The sequence below is a fragment of the Streptomyces indicus genome, from assembly GCF_900100315.1.
Taxonomy (GTDB): domain Bacteria; phylum Actinomycetota; class Actinomycetes; order Streptomycetales; family Streptomycetaceae; genus Streptomyces; species Streptomyces indicus.
In genome coordinates, this window is sequence record NZ_FNFF01000002.1 from 502,256 (window position 1) to 524,511 (window position 22,256).

The window sequence follows — 22,256 nt, forward strand, 5'->3', positions numbered from 1 at the left end:
CCACGGGAGCGCGCCCCACCAACGGGGGGACCCGTACGGGAGGACGGACCGGGCCGCTGCGAGGGACGGGCGGGGCCCGCTGCGAGGTCACCCGCGCCGGACCGAGTCCGCCCCCGCGCTCGCCTACCGTCAGGCCCGCGCCGGAAGCCCCGTCAGGGCCGTCACCACGGGCTCCAGGGCCTGGTTGATCTCGTCGCCCACCGAGCGGAAGTACGTGAGCGGGGCACCGTAGGGGTCGTGCACCTCGTCCGCCTCGATGGAGGGGGCGAGCAGCCACCCGCGCAGCGCGGCGGCGGCCCGGACCAGGGCGCGGGCCCGCTCGACCACACCGTCGTCCAGCGGGTCCGGCAGCGTCGCCGGATCTATGGCCCGTACGAGACGGGTGAACTCCTTCAGGGTGAAGGTCCGCAGCCCCGCGGAGTGGCCCATCGAGATGACCTGGGCGCGGTGGTCGCGCGTGGCCGTGAGCACCAGGTCGGCGCGGATCACGTGCTCGTCGAGCAGCTCGCGCCCCACGAACTCCGAGGCGTCCGCACCGAACTCGCCGAGCACCGTGGCCGCGTGCGCCTCCATCGGCGCCCCTTCGTGGCCCCAGGTGCCCGCGCTCTCCACGATGAGGCCGCCCACGGCCTCCAGGCCGAGGCGGTGCGTCAGGGCATGCCGCGTCAGCCGCTCGGTCATCGGCGAGCGGCACACGTTGCCGGTGCTGACGTGGAGGATGCGGAAGGTTTCTGCAGGGTCCGACAGGCCGGTGAGGCCCGAAAGGCTCGGAGAAGCCGCTATGCCACGCCCCTCAGGGGCCGTCAATTCGCCACCTCGAGGTCGGGGACGACCTTGCGCAGCTCCTCGGCGCTCAGGGCGCCCGCGCGCAGCAGCACCGGCACCTTGCCGGTCACGTCCACGATCGAGGAGGGCACGATGCCCGGGGTCGGACCGCCGTCGAGGTACACGGAGACGGAGTCGCCGAGCATCTCCTGCGCGGCGTCGCAGTCCTCGGGCGCGGGGTGCCCGCTGAGGTTGGCGGAGGAGACGGCCATCGGGCCGACCTCGGTGAGCAGCTCGATGGCGACCGGGTGCAGCGGCATCCGGATCGCGACGGTGCCGCGGGTGTCGCCGAGGTCCCACTGGAGCGAGGGCTGGTGCCGGGCGACCAGCGTCAGGGCGCCGGGCCAGAACGCGTCGACGAGCTCCCAGGCCTGCTCGGAGAAGTCGGTGACCAGGCCGTGCAGGGTATTCGGGGAGCCGATGAGGACGGGCGTGGGCATGTTGCGGCCGCGGCCCTTGGCGGCGAGCAGGTCGACCACGGCCTCCGAGCTGAAGGCGTCCGCGCCGATCCCGTACACCGTGTCGGTGGGCAGCACGACCAGTTCGCCGCGGCGCACCGCGGCGGCGGCCTCGCGCAGGCCGGTGGCGCGGTCGGTGGCGTCGTTGGTGTCGTATCGACGTGCCATTACTCCCCAGCCCTCTCGTCGTACGTGTGCGGGACATCCATGGGCGGAAACTCCGCGTGCGGAAAAACGGTCGTGACGGTCGTGTGCAAAGAGATCGCCGCCCCTACGGCAGGGCCTTGCGCGCGGTGGCGAAGCGCGGCCGCTTGTTGAGGTCGGGGTGGTCGGCGGCGTCCGCCCAGCCCCGCTCCTCGGTGAAGATCCACGGCACCTGCCCGCCCTGGGTGTCGGCGTGCTCGATGACGACGACACCGCCGGGGCGGAGCAGCCGGTGTGCGGTGCGCTCGATCCCGCGGATCAGGTCGAGTCCGTCCTCGCCGGAGAAGAGCGCGAGTTCGGGATCGTAGTCCCGCGCCTCGGGCGCCACGTGCTCCCACTCGGTGAGCGGGATGTAGGGCGGGTTGGAGATGACGAGGTCGACCTGGCCGTCGAGGTCGGGGAAGGCGTCACGGGCGTCGCCCTGGCGCAGGTCCACGCGGGAGCCCTCGACGTTCTTACGGGTCCACACGAGCGCGTCCTCGGACAGCTCGACCGCGTGCACCCGCGAGCGCGGCACCTCCTGCGCCATGGCGAGCGCGATGGCCCCGGAGCCGGTGCACAGGTCGACGATCAGCGGCTCGACCACGTCCATGGCGCGCACGGCGTCTATGGCCCAGCCGACCACGGACTCGGTCTCGGGGCGCGGCACGAACACCCCGGGGCCGACCTGCAGTTCGAGATAGCGGAAGAAGGCGCGACCGGTGATGTGCTGCAGCGGTTCGCGGGCCTCGCGGCGGGAGATGACCTCCCAGTAGCGCGCGTCGAAGTCACCGTCCTTGACGTTGTGCAGCTCTCCGCGCTTCACGCCGTGCACGAACGCGGCGAGCTCCTCCGCGTCGAAGCGCGGCGAGGGCACACCGGCGTCGGCGAGACGCTGGGTGGCCTGGGCCACCTCGGCGAGCAGAAGGTTCACGCGCCGTCCTTCCTGGGATTCACAGCCGTATCGCGAATGCCGTAACAAGCAGCGGGTGCCGGGTCCTTACGAGGCGTCGGCCAGCTTGGCCGCGGCGTCCGCGTCGACACAGGCCTGGATGACCGCGTCGAGGTCGCCGTCGAGCACCTGGTCCAGGTTGTACGCCTTGAAGCCCACGCGGTGGTCGGAGATCCGGTTCTCCGGGAAGTTGTACGTGCGGATCTTCTCGGAGCGGTCCACGGTGCGGACCTGGCTGCGGCGGGCGTCCGCCGCCTCGGCCTCGGCCTTCTCCTGAGCCGCGGCGAGCAGCCTGGAGCGCAGGATACGCATCGCCTGCTCCTTGTTCTGGAGCTGGCTCTTCTCGTTCTGGCAGGAGGCCACGACGCCGGTGGGCAGGTGCGTGATGCGGACGGCGGAGTCCGTGGTGTTGACGGACTGGCCGCCGGGGCCGGAGGAGCGGTAGACGTCGATCCGCAGATCGTTCATGTTGATCTCGACATCGACCTCCTCGGCCTCGGGCGTGACGAGCACACCGGCCGCGGAGGTGTGGATACGGCCCTGGGACTCGGTGGCGGGCACGCGCTGCACGCGGTGCACCCCGCCCTCGTACTTGAGGCGGGCCCAGACGCCCTGGCCGGGCTCGGTCGCCCCGTTGCCGCCCTTGGTCTTCACGGCGACCTGGACGTCCTTGTAGCCGCCGAGCTCGGACTCGGTGGAGTCGATGATCTCGGTCTTCCAGCCCACGCGCTCCGCGTACCGCAGGTACATGCGCAGGAGGTCGCCGGCGAACAGCGCGGACTCGTCGCCGCCCGCACCGGCCTTGATCTCCAGGAGCACGTCCTTGTCGTCGGACGGGTCGCGCGGGACGAGGAGCAGCCGCAGCTTCTCGGTGACTTCCTCGCGCTGCTCGGTGAGCACCTTGACCTCGGCCGCGAAGTCCGGGTCGTCGGCCGCGAACTCACGCGCGGTCTCGATGTCGTCGCCGAGCTGCTTCCAGGAGCGGTACGTGGCGACGATCGGCGTCAGCTCGGCGTAGCGCTTGTTGAGCTTGCGCGCGTTGGCCTGGTCCGCGTGCACGGACGGGTCGGCGAGCTGCTTCTCCAGATCGGCGTGCTCACCGATGAGGTCCTCGACCGCCTCGAACATCTCCGGGCTCCTGATACTCGTACGAGATCTGCATATGCCGGGGGGCTGTCCCCGGACCCCGGCCTGACAAGCCGGGTGACGAGCAAAACGCCGGTCCTCAGCCGCCCCCTGGACAGGAGCGGCCGAGGACCGGCGCTGTGGCTCGCTACTTCTTGGCGGAGCCGGCCTTGCCGAAGCGGGCCTCGAAGCGGGCCACGCGGCCACCGGTGTCGAGGATCTTCTGCTTGCCCGTGTAGAACGGGTGGCACTCGGAGCAGACCTCGGCGCGGATGGTGCCGCCGGAGATGGTGCTACGGGTGGTGAACGACGCGCCACAGGTGCAGCTGACCTGCGTCTCGACGTACTCGGGGTGGATGTCGCGCTTCAAGGTGTCTCCTAGGTTCATGGAGGGCGCCGGGTCGCTGCCGCGGGATGCGGAGCGTGAACCGGAGCCGACGTACCAGTCTGCCAGCACTGGCCGCATCTCCCAAAACCGGGTCGGGGGCTCAGGTATTCCCGGGGGCGTTTTGCCTGGTCAGGCGCTCTTGACGGCTGATGTGCCGATACGGGGATACGGGATGCGGGGCGTGGGATGCGGGGATACGGGCGTACGGGGATCAGTTGCTGTCGACGTACGAGCCCGCGTCGCCCTTGTCGCCGGCCGAGTCCTTGGTGGCGGCTGCGGGGATCGGCCGGTCGGCCTTGAGCGCGTCCCAGACCATCTGCGACTGCTTCTCGAGCGGCACCACGCGGTTGGGGTCCGCTTGGTCGTAGACGACCGGCAGCGTGACCATCTTCATGTCGTGGGCGTCGATGGACTTCAGACCGTTGGCGAAGCCGACCAGGCGGTTCACGGAGTCGAGGTCGGAGTCGACGGTGGTGGCCTTGGTGGCGGTGTCGGCGAGGTCGAAGAGCTTCTTGGGGCTGGAGAACACCCCGACGTCCTTGATCTGGTTGATCAGCGCCTTGATGAAGGCCTGCTGGAGCTGTATTCGGCCGAGGTCGCCGCCGTCACCCACCGCGTGGCGGGTGCGGACCAGGCCGAGCGCCTGCTCGCCGTTGAGCGTGTGCTCGCCGGCGGGGAGGTTCAGATGGCTGTCGGGGTCGGATATCGCCTTGCTGGTGGTGATGTCCACACCGCCGAGGGTGTCGATCAGCTTCTTGAAGCCGGAGAAGTCCACCTCGACGTAGTGGTCCATGCGGATCCCGGACATGGACTCGACGGTCTTCACGGCACAGGCCGGACCGCCGACCGAGTACGACTCGTTGAACATGCGGCGCTCGCCGCCGGGGTCGGTGCCGCCGTTGTTCGTGGTGCACTCGGGCCGGGTGACCAGGGTGTCCCTGGGGATGGAGACGACGCTCGCCTTCTTGTGGCCCTCGTACACGTGCAGGATCATCGCCGTGTCCGAGCGGGCGGACTCGCCGTCGCCGCCGCCGTACTTGGAGTTGTCGCCGGCACGGGAGTCGGAGCCGAGGACGAGGATGTCCATCGAGCCGTTGTCCACGTCCTCGGGGCGGTCGGTGCCGAGCGCAGCGTTGATGTCGACGCCGTGCAGGTTCCCGTTGAACTTGTAATAGAGGTAGCCGAGCCCCGCGCCGCCGAGCACGACCACGCCGGCCGCGGTCCACGCGGTGATCACGAGGGCCTTGCGGCGGGTGCTGCGGGGCTTGCGCCGACGGCCCTTGCCCCCGCGGCGGCCGCTGGCCGTGGCGGAGTCCTCGGGCTGGTGCTGGCTGGCGTCGGGCATGTGCTCCTCAGTCCTCGTGGGGTCGGGTACCCCCTTCACGCGGGGTAGTGCTCTGGCTCCATCCGACATTCGGTCAGACGGTCGATCGCCGGAAAGGGTTGCACAGTGACGTAAGAGGTTTCTAAGAGCAAGCCGTGCAAAGGACCTGCGCAGGCCCGGTCGGGCGTTCTGGCCGCACTCCCCCGTATCTCGGCCCGTATCGCTTCTCACCTGCGAATTTACGCCGTCCGTGGAGGTTGCGCACCCGGCGCGGAACGGGCCGTTCCTGTGTCGAAGGTCTCTCCGTGGCCGTCCCATGACCGGCGGACGGGCCCAAAGACCCGGGCCGGGCGGTGAGCGGGGTACGGGCAGGCCGGCCACCGCCACAGCAATGCGTGCCACGACCGTCGTCACCGGACATACGACGGCGCCCCCGCCACGCGCGTGGTGGCAGGGGCGCCAGGAGACGTACGGAGCGCGGAGAACGTCAGTCGTTGTTGCCGTTGCCCATGCCGGGGGTCGTCTTCTGGATCTGGAGCAGGAACTCCGCGTTGGACTTCGTCTGCTTCATCTTGTCCAGGAGGAGCTCGATCGCCTGCTGCTGGTCGAGGGCGTGAAGGACGCGGCGCAGCTTCCAGACGACGTTCAACTCCTCGCCGCTGAGCAGGATTTCTTCCTTACGGGTACCGGACGCGTCCACGTCCACCGCCGGGAAGATCCGCTTGTCGGCGAGCTTGCGGTCGAGCTTGAGCTCCATGTTGCCGGTGCCCTTGAACTCCTCGAAGATCACCTCGTCCATGCGGGACCCGGTGTCCACCAGGGCGGTGGCGAGGATGGTCAGCGAGCCGCCGTCCTCGATGTTGCGGGCCGCACCGAAGAAGCGCTTCGGCGGGTACAGGGCGGTCGAGTCGACACCACCGGACAGGATGCGGCCGGAGGCCGGTGCGGCCAGGTTGTACGCACGGCCCAGGCGGGTGATCGAGTCGAGCAGGACGACCACGTCGTGGCCCAGCTCCACCAGACGCTTGGCGCGCTCGATGGCGAGCTCGGCGACCGTGGTGTGGTCCTCGGCCGGGCGGTCGAAGGTCGAGGAGATGACCTCGCCCTTGACCGACCGCTGCATGTCGGTGACCTCTTCCGGACGCTCGTCGACCAGGACGACCATCAGGTGGCACTCGGGGTTGTTGTGCGTGATCGCGTTGGCGACCGCCTGCATGATCATGGTCTTGCCGGTCTTCGGCGGGGCCACGATCAGACCGCGCTGGCCCTTACCGATCGGCGACACGAGGTCGATGATGCGGGTGGTGAGCACGCCCGGGTCCGTCTCCAGACGGAGGCGGTCCTGCGGGTACAGCGGAGTGAGCTTGTTGAACTCCGGGCGGCCGCGGCCCGATTCGGGCGCCATGCCGTTCACGGAGTCCAGACGCACCAGCGCGTTGAACTTCTCGCGGCGCTCGCCTTCCTTGGGCTGGCGCACGGCACCGGTGACGTGGTCACCCTTGCGCAGACCGTTCTTACGGACCTGGGCGAGGGAGACGTACACGTCGTTGGGACCCGGCAGGTAGCCCGACGTACGGATGAAGGCGTAGTTGTCGAGGATGTCGAGGATGCCCGCGACGGGGATCAGGACGTCGTCCTCGGAGACCTGCGGCTCGCCGCCCATCTCGTCGCGGCCGCGACGGCCACGACGGTCGCGGTAGCGGCCGCGGCGCCCACGGCGTCCGCCCTCGAAGTCGTCGTCGTCCTGCGGGCCGTTGTTGCGGTCCTGCCGGTCCTGACGGCCGCCCTGCTGCTGACGGTCCTGCCGGTCCTGGCGGCCGCTCTGCTGCTTGCCGTCCTGGCCGTCGCGGCCCCGGTCGCGGCCGCGGTCACGGCGGTTGCCGCGCTCCCGGCGGCCCTCGGCGCCGTCCTCGCCCTTGGCCTCGGACTTGTCGCCGCCCTGCTCGGTCTTCGCCTCGGCCTTGGTCTCGCCCTTGGCCTCGGCGGTCACGGTCTCGGGGCTGCCGGCCTCCGCGGTGGCACGACGGCGGCGGCGCTCGGCCGGGGCGTCGTCGGACGCGGGCTGACCGGGGATCTCGATCTGCTTCGGAGCGGAGGCCTCGACGGCCTTCTCCTCGGCGGCCGGCTTCTCGGCGGCCGCGTCCGTACGGGCCTTCGAGGTCGCCCGGCGCTTCGGCTTGGACTCGGTGGTGCTGTCCCCCGACGACGCCTTCGCCGGGGCGCTGCTGCCGCCACCGGCCTGAGCTTCCTTGATGACCTCGATCAGCTGGCTCTTGCGCATCCGCGCAGTGCCCTTGATCCCGAGGCCCGATGCGACCTGCTGCAGCTCGGCCAGCACCATGCCCTCGAGGCCGGTACCGCGGCGCCGCCGCGTGGTGGGCGCGGCAGGGGCGTCCGTGGCGGGCGCGGCGCTGTCAGTCACGCCCATCAGATCGGTGGTGTCGCTCACGAAGGGTCCTTCCCTGGAGCGGACGTCGGCCTGTCTGGCTCGGCGACCGGTTGTGCTGTCCGGCTGTTGGTCCGTAAGGATCGGACCGGCCGGGGCGGTGGTCCCGCCTCAAGGGGCGGAAGAGTCTGTGATGACGGTGCGTCCCGTAGCTGTGCCACCGAACGTGCTGTGTCACGGGGCTGGGTCACACCGGTTCCGGAGCGTGCTCGCCAAAGGTCAGTGCGGTGCACGGATCAGTTGGGGAAGCTCCCGGAAGAAGGGTTGTCCCGAAGCGGGACAGGAAGCACCTCGCCATGCATACGTCGGGTGCAGACTTGAGGTTAACACTACCGGATCCAACAAACATTCCCCCTCTCCTGCTCCGGCATACGTGTGTCAGGACGCAAGCGGCAACACGCTCGCTCCGTCGGAATCAAGGGCCAGACGGTTGGCCGCCCACCCTTCACCCGCGACCTGGGCGACCTTGTCGGCCGCCGCTTCGTCGACCAGGGCGAGCACCGTGGGGCCCGCGCCGGAGATCACTGCGGGCACGCCGTCGGCGCGCAGCCGCTCCACCAGGGCGGCGCTCTCCGGCATGGCCGGGGCGCGGTACTCCTGGTGCAGTTTGTCCTCGGTGGCGGGCAGCAGCAGCTCGGGGCGCCGGGTCAGGGCCTCGACGAGCAGGGCCGCACGGCCCGCGTTGGCGGCGGCGTCCACATGCGGGACGCTGCGGGGCAGCAGGCCGCGGGCCGTTTCGGTGAGGACGGGCTTGCCGGGCACGAAGACCACCGGAACGACGGAATCCGCGACGTCCATCCTGATCGCGCGCGCGGCGCCGGCCTCCATCCAGGCGAGCGTGAAGCCGCCGAGCAGGCAGGGCGCGACATTGTCCGGGTGGCCCTCGATCTCGGTGGCGAGCTCGAGCAGCGCGGTGTCGTCGAGCTTGGCGTCGCCGCCTATGGTCACCGCGCGCGCGGCCATGATGCCCGCGCAGATGGCGGCCGAGGAGGAGCCGAGGCCGCGGCCGTGCGGGATGCGGTTGGCGCAGACGATCTCGAGGCCGCGGGGCTGTCCGCCGAGCAGGTCGAACGCGGTGCGCAGCGACCGTACGAGCAGATGCGACTCGTCGCGCGGCAGGGTCTCGGCGCCCTCGCCCGCGATGTCGATGTGCAGACCGGAGTCGGCCACGCGCACGACGACGTCGTCGTAGAGCCCCAGCGCCAGGCCGAGGGCGTCGAAGCCCGGGCCGAGGTTCGCGCTGGTGGCGGGGACGCGCACCCTTACGGCGGCGGCGCGGAAGGCGGGACCGGCCATCGCTCGCTGACTCTCCTTGGTCGTACTGCGGGTTGCTGTGCTGCGCCGGCGCTCCCAGGAGGTCCGCTCTCGGGATTCCGTGAGGTGTACCGGCAGGTACTGACACCCGAAGGCCGCAGCAGGCGGCATCGGCCGCCTATGACTGGCATATGCGGCGGGCGGGTTTGGTACAGCCTATCGAAGGAAGGTTCTGTGGCGACATAGGGCGCACAGGAGGCGCACGATGCGTGTCGCAAGCCCCTTGTGCACCCCCTGCGCGTTGATGCGCGGAATGCCCCGGGATACGTGATCGCCCGGGGCATTCCCTCAAGTCCTAGGCGAGACCGAGCCGTTCGGCGGCGGCGGCCGCGTCGACCGGGACAGTGACCGGCTGCGGGGCGCCGGCGACGGCCCAGTCCGGGTCCTTCAGACCGTTGCCGGTGACGGTGCAGACGATGCGCTGGCCCGTGGCCACCTTGCCGTCCTCGGCGGCCTTGAGCAGACCGGCCACGGAGGCGGCCGACGCGGGCTCGACGAAGACACCCTCGCGGGAGGCCAACAGCTTGTAGGCGCGCAGGATCTGACGGTCGGTCACATCGTCGATGAACCCGCCCGACTCGTCGCGCGCGGCCTCGGCGAACTGCCAGGAGGCCGGGTTGCCGATGCGGATCGCGGTGGCGATCGTCGAGGGGTCCTTGACGACCTCCTTGCGCACGATCGGGTTGGCGCCGGAGGCCTGGAAGCCCCACATCTTGGGCGTGTGGGTGGCGACGCCGTCGGCCGCGTACTCCTTGTAGCCCTTCCAGTAGGCGGTGATGTTGCCCGCGTTGCCCACCGGAAGCACGTGGATGTCGGGCGCGTCGCCGAGGCGGTCCACGATCTCGAACGCGGCGGTCTTCTGGCCCTCGATACGCACCGGGTTGACCGAATTGACCAGCGCCACCGGGTAGTTCTCGGACAAGTTTCGCGCCAATACGAGGCAGTCGTCGAAGTTGCCGTCGACCTGGAGGATCTTCGCGCCGTGAACGAGAGCCTGGCCCATCTTGCCGAGCGCGATCTTGCCCTGGGGCACGAGGACGGCGCTGACCATGCCGGCCTTGCCGCCGTACGCGGCGGCCGAGGCGGAGGTGTTGCCGGTGGAGGCGCAGATGACGGCCTGCGCGCCCTCCTCCTTGGCCTTGGAGATCGCCATCGTCATGCCGCGGTCCTTGAAGGAGCCGGTCGGGTTGGCGCCCTCGACCTTCAGGTGGACCTCGCAGCCGGTGAGCTCGGAGAGCACTTCCGCGCGGACGAGCGGAGTGCCGCCCTCGCCGAGCGTGACCACGGGCGTCGCCGCACTGACGGGCAGGCGGTCGCGGTACTCCTCGATGATCCCGCGCCACTGGTGGGCGCCGGTTCGGGTGGCGGTCATGTCTGTTACTCCCCTTCGACCCGCATGATGCTGGCGACACCCCGCACGGTGTCGAGCTTGCGCAGCGCCTCGACAGTCCCGGTGAGGGAGGCGTCGGACGCGCGGTGGGTGACGACGACGAGGGAGGCCTCGCCGTCCTTCCCCGACTGACGGACCGTATCGATCGATACGCCGTGCTCGGCGAAGACCGTCGCGACCTGGGCGAGCACGCCCGGCTTGTCGGCCACGTCGAGGCTGATGTGGTACCGCGTGACGACCTCGCCCATCGGGCTGACCGGGAGGCGGGTGTACGCGGATTCGCCGGGCCCGTTGGACCCGTTGAGCTTGTTGCGGCAGACGGCCACGAGGTCGCCGAGGACGGCGGATGCGGTCGGGGCGCCGCCGGCGCCGGGCCCGTAGAACATCAGGCGCCCGGCGGCCTCGGACTCGACGAAGACCGCGTTGTACGCCTCGCGCACCGACGCGAGCGGGTGGCTGAGCGGGATCATCGCCGGGTGCACGCGGGCCGTGACGGACTCGCCGTCGGCGGCGCGCTCGCAGATCGCGAGCAGCTTGATGGTGCAGCCCATCTGGCGGGCCGAGGCGAAGTCGGCGGCGGTGACCTCGGTCATGCCCTCGCGGTACACGTCGTCGAGGCGTACGCGGGTGTGGAAGGCGATGCCGGCCAGGATCGCGGCCTTGGCGGCGGCGTCGAAGCCCTCGACGTCGGCGGTCGGGTCGGCCTCGGCGTATCCGAGCGCGGTGGCCTCGTCCAGGGCCTCCTGGTAGCCGGCGCCCGAGGAGTCCATCTTGTCGAGGATGAAGTTCGTGGTGCCGTTCACGATGCCGAGGACGCGGTTGACCTTGTCGCCCGCGAGGGATTCGCGCAGCGGGCGGATCAGCGGGATCGCGCCGGCCACGGCGGCCTCGTAGTAGAGGTCCTCGCCGTGGTCCTCGGCGGCCTTGTGCAGGGCCGCGCCGTCCTGGGCGAGCAGTGCCTTGTTGGCCGATACCACCGAGGCGCCGTGCTCGAACGCGGTGGTGATGAGGGTGCGGGCGGGCTCGATGCCGCCGATGACCTCGACCACGACGTCGATGTCGCCCCGTTTGACCAGGGCGGTCGCGTCGGTGGTGATCAGCGCGGGGTCGATGCCGACGCGCACGCGGTCGGGGCGGCGGACGGCCACACCGGCCAGCTCGACGGGCGCGCCGATCCTGGCTGTGAGGTCGTCCGCGTGCGTCGTCATGATGCGGGCTACTTCGGAGCCGACGACTCCACAGCCAAGGAGCGCCACCTTCAGCGGACGCGTACGCATCATCCGACCTCGATTCCCATCAATTTCTGCGGTTGGTCCAGTCTCACCCACCGGACCGGGGTTTCCGGCCCCGGTCCGGATGGTGAGACGTCGATTTCATTTCAATGAGAGCCCCTCGCGGGAAATCCGCCGCCTCCGGCGCCGGACGCGAGGAGTTCTCGTCAGCCGACGTCCAGCGCGAGAAGATCCTCTTCCGTCTCGCGGCGGATGATCACCCGCGCCTCGCCGTCGTGCACCGCCACGACCGGCGGCCGCAGCGCGTGGTTGTAGTTGCTCGCCATCGAGCGGCAGTACGCGCCCGTCGCCGGCACCGCGATCAGGTCGCCCGGGGCCAGGTCGGCCGGCAGGAACGCGTCCTTGACCACGATGTCCCCGCTCTCGCAGTGCTTGCCGACGACGCGGGAGAGCATCGGCTCGGCGGTGGAGGTGCGCGAGACGAGGGCGACGCTGTACTCGGCGTCGTAGAGCGCGGTCCGGATGTTGTCCGACATGCCGCCGTCGACGCTGACGTAAGTCCGCAGTCCCTCAAGGGGCTTGACCGTGCCGACGCGGTAGAGCGTGAAGGCGGTCGGGCCGACGATCGCGCGGCCGGGCTCCACGGAGATACGGGGCGCGCGCAGGCCCGCGCTGTCGCACTCGCGCGCGACGATCTCGCTCAGCGCCTTGGCGATCTCGTGCGGCTCGCGCGGGTCGTCCTCGCTGGTGTAGGCGATGCCGAGGCCGCCGCCGAGGTCGATCTCGGGGAGCTCCACGCCGTGCTCGTCGCGGATCGCGGCGAGCAGCTGCACCACGCGGCGGGCCGAGACCTCGAAGCCGGCCATGTCGAAGATCTGCGAGCCGATGTGGCTGTGGATGCCGAGCAGTTCGAGCCCGTCGAGCTTGAGCGCACGCCGTACGGCCTCCGCGGCCTGGCCGCCCGCGAGCGCGATGCCGAACTTCTGGTCCTCGTGGGCCGTGGCGATGAACTCGTGGGTGTGCGCCTCGACGCCGACCGTCACGCGGATGAGGACGGGCTGGACCTTGCCCAGTCGCTGGGCGATGTGCGCGACGCGCACGATCTCCTGGAAGGAGTCGAGCACGATGCGGCCGACGCCGGCCTCGACGGCCCGCTCGATCTCGGCCTCGGACTTGTTGTTGCCGTGGAAGGCGATGCGCTCGGCGGGCATACCGGCGCTGAGCGCGGTGGCGAGCTCGCCGCCGGAGCAGACGTCGAGGTTGAGCCCTTCCTCGTACAGCCACTTCACGATGGCGCGCGAGAGGAAGGCCTTGCCCGCATAGAACACATCGGCCTCGGTGCCGAAGGCCTCGCGCCAGGAGCGGCAGCGGGCGCGGAAGTCGGCCTCGTCCATGAAGTACGCGGGGGTGCCGAACTCCTCGGCCAGGCGCGCCACTTCGATGCCGCCGACGGTCAGCGCGCCCTGCGCGTCGCGCGTGACGGTGCGCGACCAGACCTTCGGGTCGAGGACGTTGAGATCGGCCGGCGGGGCGCTGTAGTGCCCCTCGGGCAGCACGTCGGCGTGGCGGGGCCCGGCGGGGTGGGCGGAACGGCTCATGTCGTCTGTGTCTCTTTCAGAGGTGTTCGGGAGCGCTGATGCCGAGCAGGGACAGGCCACCGGCGAGCACCGTCCCGGCGGCTTCGGCGAGCGCGAGCCGGGCGCGGTGGGCGGCCCCGGGTTTCTCGTCGCCTTGCGGGAGCACGTCGTACTGGAAGTCGAGCAGTGCGTCGGCGACCACGGCGAGGTGGCGCGCGAGACGGTCGGGGGCGCCGTGCTCCGCGGCCTGGGCGAGGATGCGGGGGTATTCGGCGAGGGCTGCCTGGAGCGGCTTTCCGCTCTCCGCCGGTACGGGGCCGGGCTCGGCGGTGCAGCCCAGGTCCGCGGCGTTGCGGGTGAGGGCGTGGGTGCGGGCGTGGGCGTAGCGGACGCGGAAGAGCGGGTTGGTCTCGATCTGCACGAGGTGCTCGTCGGCCGTCAGCCGCGGGCGGTCGTGGGCCGCGGGGTGCAGCAGGGCCCAGCGGGTGGCGTCCGGGCCGAGCTCCACGGTCTGCTCCGGGGCCGGCACGGGGGCGGTGAACGGGAGGCCGGGGGCGGGCGGGGTGCCGTACGCATCGATGTGCAGACCGAGCGGGGCCCACGCTTCGGGGACCCGTTCCTCGCAGGTGGTGCGGACGAGGGCGCCCTGGGCGCGCAGGATCCGCCGCAGCGCGTCGCACCAGACGGCCGCGCGCAGCTCGCGGCGGAAGTGCAGCTGGAAGACCTGCCCGGTGGGGTCGGCGGCGTGCCCGTAGCGGAGCCCCGCGGCGCGGATCTCCCGTACGACCGACTGATCGTCCTCGAGCGTCAGGTTCAGGAAGCCGGGGCCGGTGATCTCCACCCCGGCGATCCCCGGTTCGCGCACGAGTCCGTCGGCGAGCAGCCGCGCCACCTCGTGCGGCGGACGGCCCGCTGGCCGCGCGAGCTGCAGCGCGGCATTGGTCGCGTAGTCCCCGCGCCCGCCGGGCCGCGGCCGCTCCACGACGATCCGCTCGGGCACGTCCCCGCGCAGCTCCCCCTGCTCGACGGCGCGGCGCACGACGCGCAGCACGGTGCGGGAGAGATCGGCGGGGGTCACGGGACAAGCGTAGGGGAGGTGGGGGGTGGGTATGCGAGTCGGTTTCGTATAGGGAGACGGGAGACAGGGCGGTGCGCGGGGAGCCGGGCCCGTGCGTACGGCGGCGGGCCGGTGCGCGCTGCGGGGCGCGCGAGGGCTCAGACCTCGCCGCCGTCCGTCTCCATCGTCATACGGGCCACGTGCAGCGCCAGATACGAGACCTCGTCCTCGCTCAACTGCTGGCCGAGGCGGAGCTCGACGATCGTGGCCAGCTTCTGGGCAGTGGCCGTGGCCTGCGGGTAGTGCTGGCGGATGCCCTTGCCGATCGTGGACTCGTGGCCCTTGAGCTGCCGGTGCTGCTGGATCCGTACGAAGAGGTAGCGGACGTGGGTGATGAAGCGGGCCGCGTTCATCGACTGCTGCGAGACGTCGACGCCGTACTGCTCCCCCACCACGGCGAGCATCTGCTGGATGACGCCCGTCATCGTGTACGTGAAGGACAGGTCGCCGGAGGCGAAGCCCGCGTTGACCAGGTGCAGCGCGAGGGCCGTCGCCTCGGAGTCGTCCAGCTTCGGGTCCACGCGCTCGTTGATGGCCGCAAGGAGCTGCTCGGCCTGCCGGTACTCGGTCGCGTACAGCGTCTGCGTCTCGGCCTTGAGCGGGTACTCGACGACGATGCCGCGCTTGGCGCGGTCGAGGGCGCCCGCGACGTGGTCGGCCACGGCGATCGCGAGCGTGGGCCGGGTGGACTCGCGCCCCTCGATCCCGGCCTCGCCGAGGGCGATGACCACGGCCCGCAGGACCTCCTCGTCGATGAGCGCGAGGGTCTCGGCCACATGGTCGGGGTCGCGGCCGTCGGCCGGGACGAAGACCCGCACGATCAGCGCGGGGTCGATGGGCTTGCCCTGGCGGGAGCTGAAGCCGATGCCGCGCCCGGTGAGGATGACCTCCTGGCCCTTCTCGTCGCGCGCGAGGACCACGTTGTTGTTGAGGACACGCAGTGCCTCCACCGGTGGCCTCCTTTCCGTCCGTGGTCCTGGTCCGTCCGTACGATCCGTCCGCGGACGGGTGGCCGTCGGAGGCGATCCGTACGGACGGTCTGTCCGAATGATCTCTTATCGGGGCCCCGTCCCGCTCGGGTCGAAGGGCCCCCGTTCACCGACGCGGCGTGCGCGCCCCGCCCGCGTGAGGGAGGACGCGCACGCCGCGTCGGCGCCGGGTGCGGTTACCGCCGTACGGTCACCACGGGCGCGCCGGCCGTGACGACCTGCCCGATGTGCGGCTCGACGGCTGCGAGGTCCGCGGTGTTGGTGACGGTCATCAGCGTGACGGTCGAGTGCTCGGCGGCGCGGATCGCGTCGAGGTCGACCTCGGCGAGCAGGTCGCCGGCGGAGACCTTCTGCCCGGACTCGACGCGTACGTCGAAGCCCTCGCCCTTCATCTGCACGGTGTCGACGCCCACGTGGACGAGCACCTCGACGCCGTCCGTGGTGCGGATGCCGAAGGCGTGACCGGTGTCGACGACGGTGACCAGCTCGCCGTCGACGGGCGCGACCACGTGCCCGTCGGCCGGCTCGATGCCCACGCCCTCACCGAGCGCGCGGGAGGCGAAGACCGGGTCGCCGGCCTCGTCGAGGGAGATCACGCGGCCCGCGACCGGGGCGGTGAGCTCGATGCCCGGACCGGCGGCCTTCACCGGGGCGGCGGCCTGCGCGGAAGCGGCGGCCTTCGCGGGAGCGGCGCCCTCGCCGGCGGCAGCAGCTGCGGCACCGACGGTGACGAGCTCGCGCTCCTCGGCCGGAGCAGCGTCGCCACCCGCAGCGGCGGCCTCGGCCAGGTCACGCTCGGCGTTGACCTCGGCGCGCTCCTCCTTGGTGCGGAAGTCGGAGAAGTAGACCAGGGCCATCGCGGTGAAGAAGGCGGCCGCGATCGCGATCACGTACACGACCATCGGGTCGAAGACGGGGATGGTCAGGAGCGAGGTGAAGGCGAAGGCGTTGGTGTCCACGCCGCCCAGGACGCCGACGATGATGCCGCCGACGAGGCAGCCGACCAGCATGCGCGGGTAGATCCGCTTGAAGCGCAGGTGGATGCCGTAGAGGGAGGGCTCGGAGATACCGCCGAAGAGGCCGGCCGCCAGCGCACCGGTCGCGGTCTGGCGCATCTCCTTCTCGCGGTGGCGCAGCGAGAGCAGCAGCACACCGGCGGTGGCGCCGAAGCAGGCGAAGTTCCACGCACCCATGGGGCCCTGGATGAAGTCGTATCCGAGGGTGTTGATGTTCTGGAGCATCAGCGCGTTCAGCGGCCAGTGCAGACCCAGCGGCACCAGGAACGGGTAGATCAGCGGGATCATGATCGCGAAGACGATCGGGGCGTTGTTGTTCAGCCAGGACAGGCCCTCACCGAGGCCGTTGCCCGCCCAGATGCCCATGGGGCCGATGAGGAACGCCGTCACCGGGATCATGATCAGCATGCTGAAGAAGGGCACGAAGACCATGTGCACGGCCTCCGGGAAGATCTTCTGCAGGCCCTTGTAGACCAGGGCGAGCACGGCGACCATCACCAGCGGCACGAAGACCTGGCCGCCGTAGTCGTTCAGCTGCATCGGCAGGCCGAAGACGTGGGCCACGGACTCGGAGGTGCCGAGGGTCTCGTTGGTGGTCGTGGTGACGCCGGGGATCTTGGAGTTGAGCATCCCCGTGAAGTTCGGGGTCATCACCGCGGCCATCACCGCGGCGCCCACCCACGGGTCGATCTTCAGCTTCTTGGCGGCGTTGTACGCGACCATGATCGGCAGGAAGTAGAGCACCGAGCGCCACATGGCGTCGACGAACACCCAGGTCGCGGACTTGTCCTCGGCCCGGAAGTCGACGAAGCCGAGGGCGTCGAGCACCGAGGCGATCGCGATGATCAGCGAGGAGCCGAGCAGCACGCCCATGAGCGGGCGGAACGAGTCCGAGAGGTACTCGAAGAAGTTGTCCACGAACGCGTACTTGCCGCGGCTCTTGGCCCGCATCTCGGCCTTGACGTCGGCGTCCGACTTCTTCTTGGCGGAGCCGGCCATCGACGGCAGGTTCACGATCGCGGAGTGGACGCGCGCCACGGCGCCGCCGATCACGATCTGGAAGCGGTCGCCGGACTGCGGCACGGTCCCCATGACGCCGTCGAGGGCGTCGAGGGCGGCCTGGTCGACCTTGGACCCGTCATGGAGCTGGAAGCGCAGCCGCGTCGCGCAGTGCGTGAGGCTCTCGATGTTCTCGGGTCCGCCGACGCCGCGGAGAATCTTCTCCGCGAGCACGTCGGTGCCCGACGCGGGTGTGCTCATGATGCTTCCTCGCATCCTCGGGATCTTGCTTGCTTGCTGTCTTGCTCGGTCGGTGACCGCTCCCGGCCGAGCCAGGCCATCCGCCCGAAACGGGACGAACCACCTGCTTCAGGGCAACAAAAAAGACCCGGGCCACGCCGGACATACGGCGTTTCCCAGGTCTTGCCTCCACTCGACGACTTCGACATCGGCATCGATGTCTGTGTCGCCCGAGGAGTAACAACCCTGTTGATCGGGATCGATCGGCGTCACTGTAACACCACGGGTGGCGTACGGCGCAAACTGCTGTTCGTATCGCTTCGCAGCGCTTCGTATCGCTTCGTATCGCTTCGCATGGCTAGGGCACCGAACTCTGCGTCCCTCCGCCTGCTCCGGATTCTTGCGGTGGCGCCTACCCCGAGTCCTTACGGTGGTCGGCGTCCGCCCGGCGGTTGGCGAGGTAGCGGGCCTTCTTCTCGCGGTTCCCGCACGTGTTCATCTCGCACCATCTGCGGGTGCGGCTGCGGCTGGTGTCGAAGAAGGCGGCCCGGCAGGTCGGCGAGGCGCACAGCGCCAGCCGCCCGTCCCGCTCCCCCGCGATGATGCCGATCGCGTCGGCGGCGATCACCCCGAGCGCGTCCTCCACGCTCGACGGCGAGCTGAGCCGCCACTCCCGCTCCCCTTCGGACGTCAGAACCGCCACGGCCCGCCCCTGCGCACTGCGCTCGTTGATGACCCGTACCGCATCCGCCGGCAGCGGCTCCCCGCTCGCGGCCGCGGTGGCGGCGGCGTGCACCGCCTCCCTCAACTCCTTTGCCAGACCGAGCTGTTCGGCGGTGCAGGAATCCACCGCGAGACCGCTCACCACCAGCCAGTCCACGAGCCGTTGCGGGACGGGGATGCGCTCCACGGGGTGGCCGTGCCGCTCCGAGAGCGTCCCCGTGAAGCTGGTCGCCAGCACGGAGCCGAGGCGGAATTCGGGGTACGCGGCGGCAGGCATGGAACCACCATAGCCGGTTGCGATGCTCCGCGGCCGCCTGCTACAACCGAAGTGGGAACCGTCATTGCCGGTTCCACTCCCGTACGCCTCGTACGCCTCGTACGTCCCGTACGCCCATCGAACCCATCCGCCACCCCATCCGCCCGTACGCCCGGACCGATCGCGACGGCCAGGAGGCCCTCATGCCCCGCCCGACCACCGACGCACGAGCCGACACCGACACCGACACCGACACCGGCGCCGACACCGCCACTGACGTCGACGTAGCCCCCTTCTCCTCCCGCGCCACCGACGCCGACCTGGACGACCTGCGCGCGCGGCTCGCCGCGGCCCGGCTGCCCGAGCCCGAGACGGTGCGGGGCGCCGCGGCCGGCCCCCGCCGCTGGGACCAGGGCGTCCCCCTCGCCGACCTGACCGACCTCGTGCATTACTGGCGCACCGCGTACGACTGGCGGGCGTTCGAGCAACGCCTCGACCGGCTGGGCCAGTTCCGTACGACCATCGACGGCCTGGGCATCCACTTCCTGCACCGGCGCTCCGCACGCGCGGACGCCACTCCCCTGCTCCTGACGCACGGCTGGCCGGGCAGCATCGCCGAGTTCGTGGACGTCATCGAAGACCTGGCGGACCCGGAAGCCCCCGACGCCCCGGCCTTCCACGTCGTGGCCCCTTCGCTCCCCGGCTTCGGCTACAGCGACAAGCCGTCGACCACCGGCTGGGGCACCGAAAAGATCGCGGCGGCCTGGGTGGAACTGATGGGCCGCCTCGGCTACGACAGGTTCGCGGCCCACGGCGGCGACTGGGGCGGCAACATCACCACGGTCCTCGGCGGCCGCTTCCCTGACCAAGTCCTGGGCATCCACACCCTGTTCGCGGAGGCGCCACCCGGACTGAGCACCGACGGTCTGACCCCGCTCGAACGCCAATGGGCCGAGGAGACCCGCCACTTCTGGCGGCACCGCGCGGCGTACGCGAAACAGCAGGCCACCCGCCCGCAGACCATCGGCTACGCACTGGTCGACTCACCGGTGGGCCTGCTCGCCTGGCTCCTCGACAAGTTCGCCGAATGGTCGGACACGGAGGACAGCCCGTTCGAGACCCTCTCCAAGGACCGCATCCTCGACGACGTCACGCTGTACTGGCTGACCCGCACGGGGGCGTCGGCGGCCCGCATCTACTACGAGAGCCACAACTCCCTGGACCCCGACCTCCGCGTGGACGTCCCGTCGGCCGTCACGATGTACCCCCGCGACATCGAGAAGTGCCCGCGCCCCTGGGCCGAGCAGCGCTACCGCAACATCGTCCGCTGGAACTCCCCGGCCAGGGGCGGCCACTTCCCCTCCCTGGAAGTCCCGGACTACTTCGTCGGGGACGTACGGAAAGGCCTGGCGGCCGTACTGGCATCGGCCTGACCTCATCCCTGAAACAAGTCCCCTCCCCCAACTCCCCCTAAACTCGGCCCGTGCCCATGCCCAGGACCGACCGCGCCGAACGCCTGATCGCCGCACCCCGGACGAGGGTCTACGACGCCCTCCTGGACCGAAACTCCCTCGAGACCTGGCTGCCACCGGCCGGCATGAGCGGCCGCATCGACCAGTGGGACCCACGCCCCGGCGGCGGCTTCCGCATGGTCCTCACCTACCTCGACCCGTCCGACAGCCCGGGCAAATCCTCGGACGCAACGGACGTCGTCCACGTCCACTTCGCCGACCTGCTGCCCCCGGAACTCGTCGTCCAGCAGGCCGTCTTCACCTCGGACGACCCGTCCTTCGCAGGCACGATGACCATGACGTGGCACCTCACGGCACCTGACGCCGGCTCAACCCACGTCACGGTGACGGCCACGAACGTCCCGCCCGGCATCGACCAAGCGGTCCATGAGGCGGGGATCGCTTCGTCGTTGGGGAATTTGGCGGGGTTTGTCGAAGGGGTGGGCTGAATCATGGACCACAGCGCCAAGAGGCATCAATCTGTTGGGAATCCGGCAGTAGCGCCGGTCTCGACCCGCTAGGCGGGTCTTGAAGTCACTCTGCCCGCGCCGTCCACCACCTCAGCGAGCCGGGTAGCCGATCTCCGCGATGTCCTTTGCGAGTTCGGCCAGAGTGATCTCCGGGTTCAAGGCGGTGACTACAGCCTCGGTCAAAGGCCGGGAATCGAGGATGTGGGAGACGGCTTCCAGTGCGATCGGAACCTCGTAATAGTCCTCGGCCCACCGCTGGAACGCTTCTGGTGTGCGGTCCGTGAGGAGCTGGAACAGGTACTGGGCGCCGTCCGGATCGCCTTCCGGCACCTCAGGAAAGTCGATCGCCCCGGTCTGCCAACAGCCGGCGTCAGCCTCGCGCCACATGCACGCCGTGACGACGGGCATGCCGTCCTCGTCCGAGAACGCAGGCTCCTCGACGTACGCCTGAAAGCAGGCGGGAACCTCGTCCAGCACGCCAGGCCAGAGCCCATCCGCCACGTAAGGGCTCATGGGCGACTCGTGAGCAAACCCGCGAGCATAGGCGCCGGCCGGTGAGAAGACGATCGCGTACTCGTCTCCCGAACCGTCACGCATCGACGCCATGGCTTCGGTCTCAGACCATCGGTGGTCGAACGAGTGGTACCGGTCCTCCCAGTCCGGGCTCAGCACTGCGTCCAACATGGCAAGGGATCGACAGTGCTCACGGAGCACCGCTATCTCGGGCAGCTGCCGAGCGACGTCTTCGATGGTCATGCACACATCCAAGTGCACGCCTCTGACAATGCGCTCGCTGTGCTGATGCAGCGGGCGCGTGACCACGCCGCGGACTGCGAGGGCCCAGGTCGTCCACAGCTCCCGGCCAAACGGTCGCGTCGGCGACACAGAGCCGCACAAGGCCGCAAACGCAAGAAGACCCCACCCCCAGCATTTCCGCTGGTGACGGGGTCTTTAGGCACCTTCTGCGAGGTGCCCCCGGCGGGGGACACGGAACATGGGGACACGGGAAGCCGCTGGTCAAAGGTGGGCAGCTGGTGATCCAGGCCGTCCTCCAGGCGAACCGGTAGGCCTCTCACCCGGTCCCTGTGTCGGTGCGGTCAACTGGTGCGCAGCGACGGCCCCATCGTGGAACTACCGGACAGGGGAACTAGACGTTGAAGCGGAACGCCGACAGCGCGCCAGTCACCGCGCAGACACCATGTCCGGGTATGTAGTCGGCGGGTTCCCTACCAGTCGTCACCGATGTCGAAGTTAGAGGCGATCGGCATACCGGCCTCCTCGAACACGATCAGCAGATAGCGACCCAGGCCAGCGAGATGCGCATACAACCGCTCCGCCACCTGCCAGGTCTCGAGGGAGTCCGAACGCGACCAAACGGTGAGCATCGCGGGAACCTTCTCCAGCGGCCAGCCAGGCTCACCGTCGTCGACGAACAACGACACAAGCCATGCATCGTCGTCGAATCCGTACAGGTAGCCATCCGGGCCGGACGGTTCAGCATGACTGTTCGCGAACGAGACACCCAGAAAATCCCCTACGTCGGCCCACAGGCGGTCACCAAACTCGGCACTGTTCCAAGCCCCCTCCGCAAGACCGACCCTGAACTCGAAGTCCCGCTTTCCGCCACCGTACTGCTCGAACGATTCCATATTTCAGTTTCCACTCTCGCCACAACCGTGCCGGGTGCCTGGGACGGATCGCCCCAGGCACCCGGATTCTTA

The 22,256-nt window shown here is 70.1% G+C and carries 19 protein-coding genes; 2 read left to right on the forward strand and 17 right to left on the reverse strand.

Annotated elements, in window-relative coordinates; genetic code table 11:
* Positions 1-129: 129 nt before the first annotated feature.
* From BLT97_RS08815 to BLT97_RS08885, 15 genes are all read right to left on the reverse strand, one after another.
* Positions 130-807 carry an arsenate reductase/protein-tyrosine-phosphatase family protein gene (locus BLT97_RS08815; RefSeq protein WP_093608205.1) on the reverse strand — a complete coding sequence of 226 codons (678 nt, stop codon included), beginning with the start codon at positions 805-807 and terminating at the stop codon, positions 130-132.
* Positions 804-1,451, reverse strand: a complete 648-nt coding sequence (locus BLT97_RS08820; RefSeq protein ID WP_093608206.1) for an L-threonylcarbamoyladenylate synthase — start codon at positions 1,449-1,451, stop codon at positions 804-806. The genes BLT97_RS08815 and BLT97_RS08820 overlap by 4 nt, the downstream gene beginning before the upstream one ends.
* Positions 1,452-1,554: 103 nt before the next feature.
* Positions 1,555-2,400, reverse strand: a complete 846-nt coding sequence (gene prmC, locus BLT97_RS08825) for a peptide chain release factor N(5)-glutamine methyltransferase (RefSeq protein ID WP_093608207.1) — start codon at positions 2,398-2,400, stop codon at positions 1,555-1,557.
* A gap of 66 nt (positions 2,401-2,466) precedes the next feature.
* Positions 2,467-3,546 (reverse strand): peptide chain release factor 1, encoded by a 1,080-nt coding sequence (gene prfA, locus BLT97_RS08830; protein ID WP_093608208.1) that lies wholly within the window; start codon positions 3,544-3,546, stop codon positions 2,467-2,469.
* A 145-nt stretch (positions 3,547-3,691) separates the two neighbouring features.
* Positions 3,692-3,913: a 50S ribosomal protein L31 gene (gene rpmE, locus BLT97_RS08835; protein WP_093608209.1), complete on the reverse strand. Its 222-nt coding sequence runs from the start codon at positions 3,911-3,913 to the stop codon at positions 3,692-3,694.
* Positions 3,914-4,142: 229 nt separating this feature from the next.
* Entirely contained in the window at positions 4,143-5,276 is a 1,134-nt protein-coding gene (locus tag BLT97_RS08840; protein WP_093608210.1) for an LCP family protein, read from the reverse strand.
* Positions 5,277-5,742: 466 nt separating this feature from the next.
* Positions 5,743-7,704, reverse strand: a complete 1,962-nt coding sequence (gene rho / locus BLT97_RS08845) for a transcription termination factor Rho (protein WP_093608211.1) — start codon at positions 7,702-7,704, stop codon at positions 5,743-5,745.
* Between the two features lie 375 nt (positions 7,705-8,079).
* Positions 8,080-8,997 (reverse strand): homoserine kinase, encoded by a 918-nt coding sequence (thrB, locus tag BLT97_RS08850; protein WP_093608212.1) that lies wholly within the window; start codon positions 8,995-8,997, stop codon positions 8,080-8,082.
* Between the two features lie 313 nt (positions 8,998-9,310).
* The gene (thrC, locus tag BLT97_RS08855; protein ID WP_093608213.1) at positions 9,311-10,387 is read right to left on the reverse strand and encodes a threonine synthase; all 1,077 of its coding nucleotides are present in this window, start codon (positions 10,385-10,387) and stop codon (positions 9,311-9,313) included.
* 5 nt (positions 10,388-10,392) lie between these two features.
* The gene (locus BLT97_RS08860; RefSeq protein WP_176953702.1) at positions 10,393-11,685 is read right to left on the reverse strand and encodes a homoserine dehydrogenase; all 1,293 of its coding nucleotides are present in this window, start codon (positions 11,683-11,685) and stop codon (positions 10,393-10,395) included.
* A gap of 158 nt (positions 11,686-11,843) precedes the next feature.
* The gene (gene lysA, locus BLT97_RS08865) at positions 11,844-13,235 is read right to left on the reverse strand and encodes a diaminopimelate decarboxylase (protein WP_093608214.1); all 1,392 of its coding nucleotides are present in this window, start codon (positions 13,233-13,235) and stop codon (positions 11,844-11,846) included.
* A gap of 16 nt (positions 13,236-13,251) precedes the next feature.
* Positions 13,252-14,292 carry an ArgS-related anticodon-binding protein NrtL gene (gene nrtL / locus BLT97_RS08870; protein ID WP_093608215.1) on the reverse strand — a complete coding sequence of 347 codons (1,041 nt, stop codon included), beginning with the start codon at positions 14,290-14,292 and terminating at the stop codon, positions 13,252-13,254.
* Between the two features lie 137 nt (positions 14,293-14,429).
* Positions 14,430-15,281, reverse strand: coding sequence for a PRD domain-containing protein (locus BLT97_RS08875; protein WP_093608216.1), 852 nt, complete (start codon positions 15,279-15,281; stop codon positions 14,430-14,432).
* Positions 15,282-15,496: 215 nt separating this feature from the next.
* The gene (locus BLT97_RS08880) at positions 15,497-17,596 is read right to left on the reverse strand and encodes a glucose PTS transporter subunit IIA (protein ID WP_093608217.1); all 2,100 of its coding nucleotides are present in this window, start codon (positions 17,594-17,596) and stop codon (positions 15,497-15,499) included.
* A 391-nt stretch (positions 17,597-17,987) separates the two neighbouring features.
* On the reverse strand, positions 17,988-18,575 hold the full coding sequence (locus tag BLT97_RS08885; RefSeq protein WP_093608218.1) for a CGNR zinc finger domain-containing protein: 588 nt from the start codon (positions 18,573-18,575) through the stop codon (positions 17,988-17,990).
* A gap of 182 nt (positions 18,576-18,757) precedes the next feature.
* Here BLT97_RS08885 and BLT97_RS08890 point away from each other — a divergent pair, with 182 nt between their 5' ends.
* Both BLT97_RS08890 and BLT97_RS08895 read left to right on the forward strand, forming a co-directional pair.
* Positions 18,758-19,987, forward strand: coding sequence for an epoxide hydrolase family protein (locus BLT97_RS08890; protein ID WP_093608219.1), 1,230 nt, complete (start codon positions 18,758-18,760; stop codon positions 19,985-19,987).
* Positions 19,988-20,043: 56 nt separating this feature from the next.
* Positions 20,044-20,514 carry an SRPBCC family protein gene (locus tag BLT97_RS08895; protein WP_093608220.1) on the forward strand — a complete coding sequence of 157 codons (471 nt, stop codon included), beginning with the start codon at positions 20,044-20,046 and terminating at the stop codon, positions 20,512-20,514.
* Between the two features lie 111 nt (positions 20,515-20,625).
* Here the strand turns inward: BLT97_RS08895 and BLT97_RS08900 are convergent, their stop codons facing one another.
* The gene (locus BLT97_RS08900) at positions 20,626-21,291 is read right to left on the reverse strand and encodes a hypothetical protein (protein ID WP_093608361.1); all 666 of its coding nucleotides are present in this window, start codon (positions 21,289-21,291) and stop codon (positions 20,626-20,628) included.
* 470 nt (positions 21,292-21,761) lie between these two features.
* Positions 21,762-22,184, reverse strand: a complete 423-nt coding sequence (locus tag BLT97_RS08905) for a hypothetical protein (protein WP_093608221.1) — start codon at positions 22,182-22,184, stop codon at positions 21,762-21,764.
* Between the last annotated feature and the right edge of the window lie 72 nt (positions 22,185-22,256).

Coding starts and splice junctions, on each gene's coding strand:
- BLT97_RS08860 (WP_176953702.1), bottom strand. CDS start 11,685: ATGATGCGTACGCGTCCGCTGAAGGTGGCGCTCCTTGGCTGTGGAGTC.
- BLT97_RS08820 (WP_093608206.1), bottom strand. CDS start 1,451: ATGGCACGTCGATACGACACCAACGACGCCACCGACCGCGCCACCGGC.
- prfA (WP_093608208.1), bottom strand. CDS start 3,546: ATGTTCGAGGCGGTCGAGGACCTCATCGGTGAGCACGCCGATCTGGAG.
- BLT97_RS08895 (WP_093608220.1), top strand. CDS start 20,044: ATGCCCAGGACCGACCGCGCCGAACGCCTGATCGCCGCACCCCGGACG.
- lysA (WP_093608214.1), bottom strand. CDS start 13,235: ATGAGCCGTTCCGCCCACCCCGCCGGGCCCCGCCACGCCGACGTGCTG.
- BLT97_RS08880 (WP_093608217.1), bottom strand. CDS start 17,596: ATGAGCACACCCGCGTCGGGCACCGACGTGCTCGCGGAGAAGATTCTC.
- BLT97_RS08885 (WP_093608218.1), bottom strand. CDS start 18,575: ATGCCTGCCGCCGCGTACCCCGAATTCCGCCTCGGCTCCGTGCTGGCG.
- BLT97_RS08905 (WP_093608221.1), bottom strand. CDS start 22,184: ATGGAATCGTTCGAGCAGTACGGTGGCGGAAAGCGGGACTTCGAGTTC.
- BLT97_RS08890 (WP_093608219.1), top strand. CDS start 18,758: ATGCCCCGCCCGACCACCGACGCACGAGCCGACACCGACACCGACACC.
- BLT97_RS08900 (WP_093608361.1), bottom strand. CDS start 21,291: ATGACCATCGAAGACGTCGCTCGGCAGCTGCCCGAGATAGCGGTGCTC.
- BLT97_RS08840 (WP_093608210.1), bottom strand. CDS start 5,276: ATGCCCGACGCCAGCCAGCACCAGCCCGAGGACTCCGCCACGGCCAGC.
- thrC (WP_093608213.1), bottom strand. CDS start 10,387: ATGACCGCCACCCGAACCGGCGCCCACCAGTGGCGCGGGATCATCGAG.
- thrB (WP_093608212.1), bottom strand. CDS start 8,997: ATGGCCGGTCCCGCCTTCCGCGCCGCCGCCGTAAGGGTGCGCGTCCCC.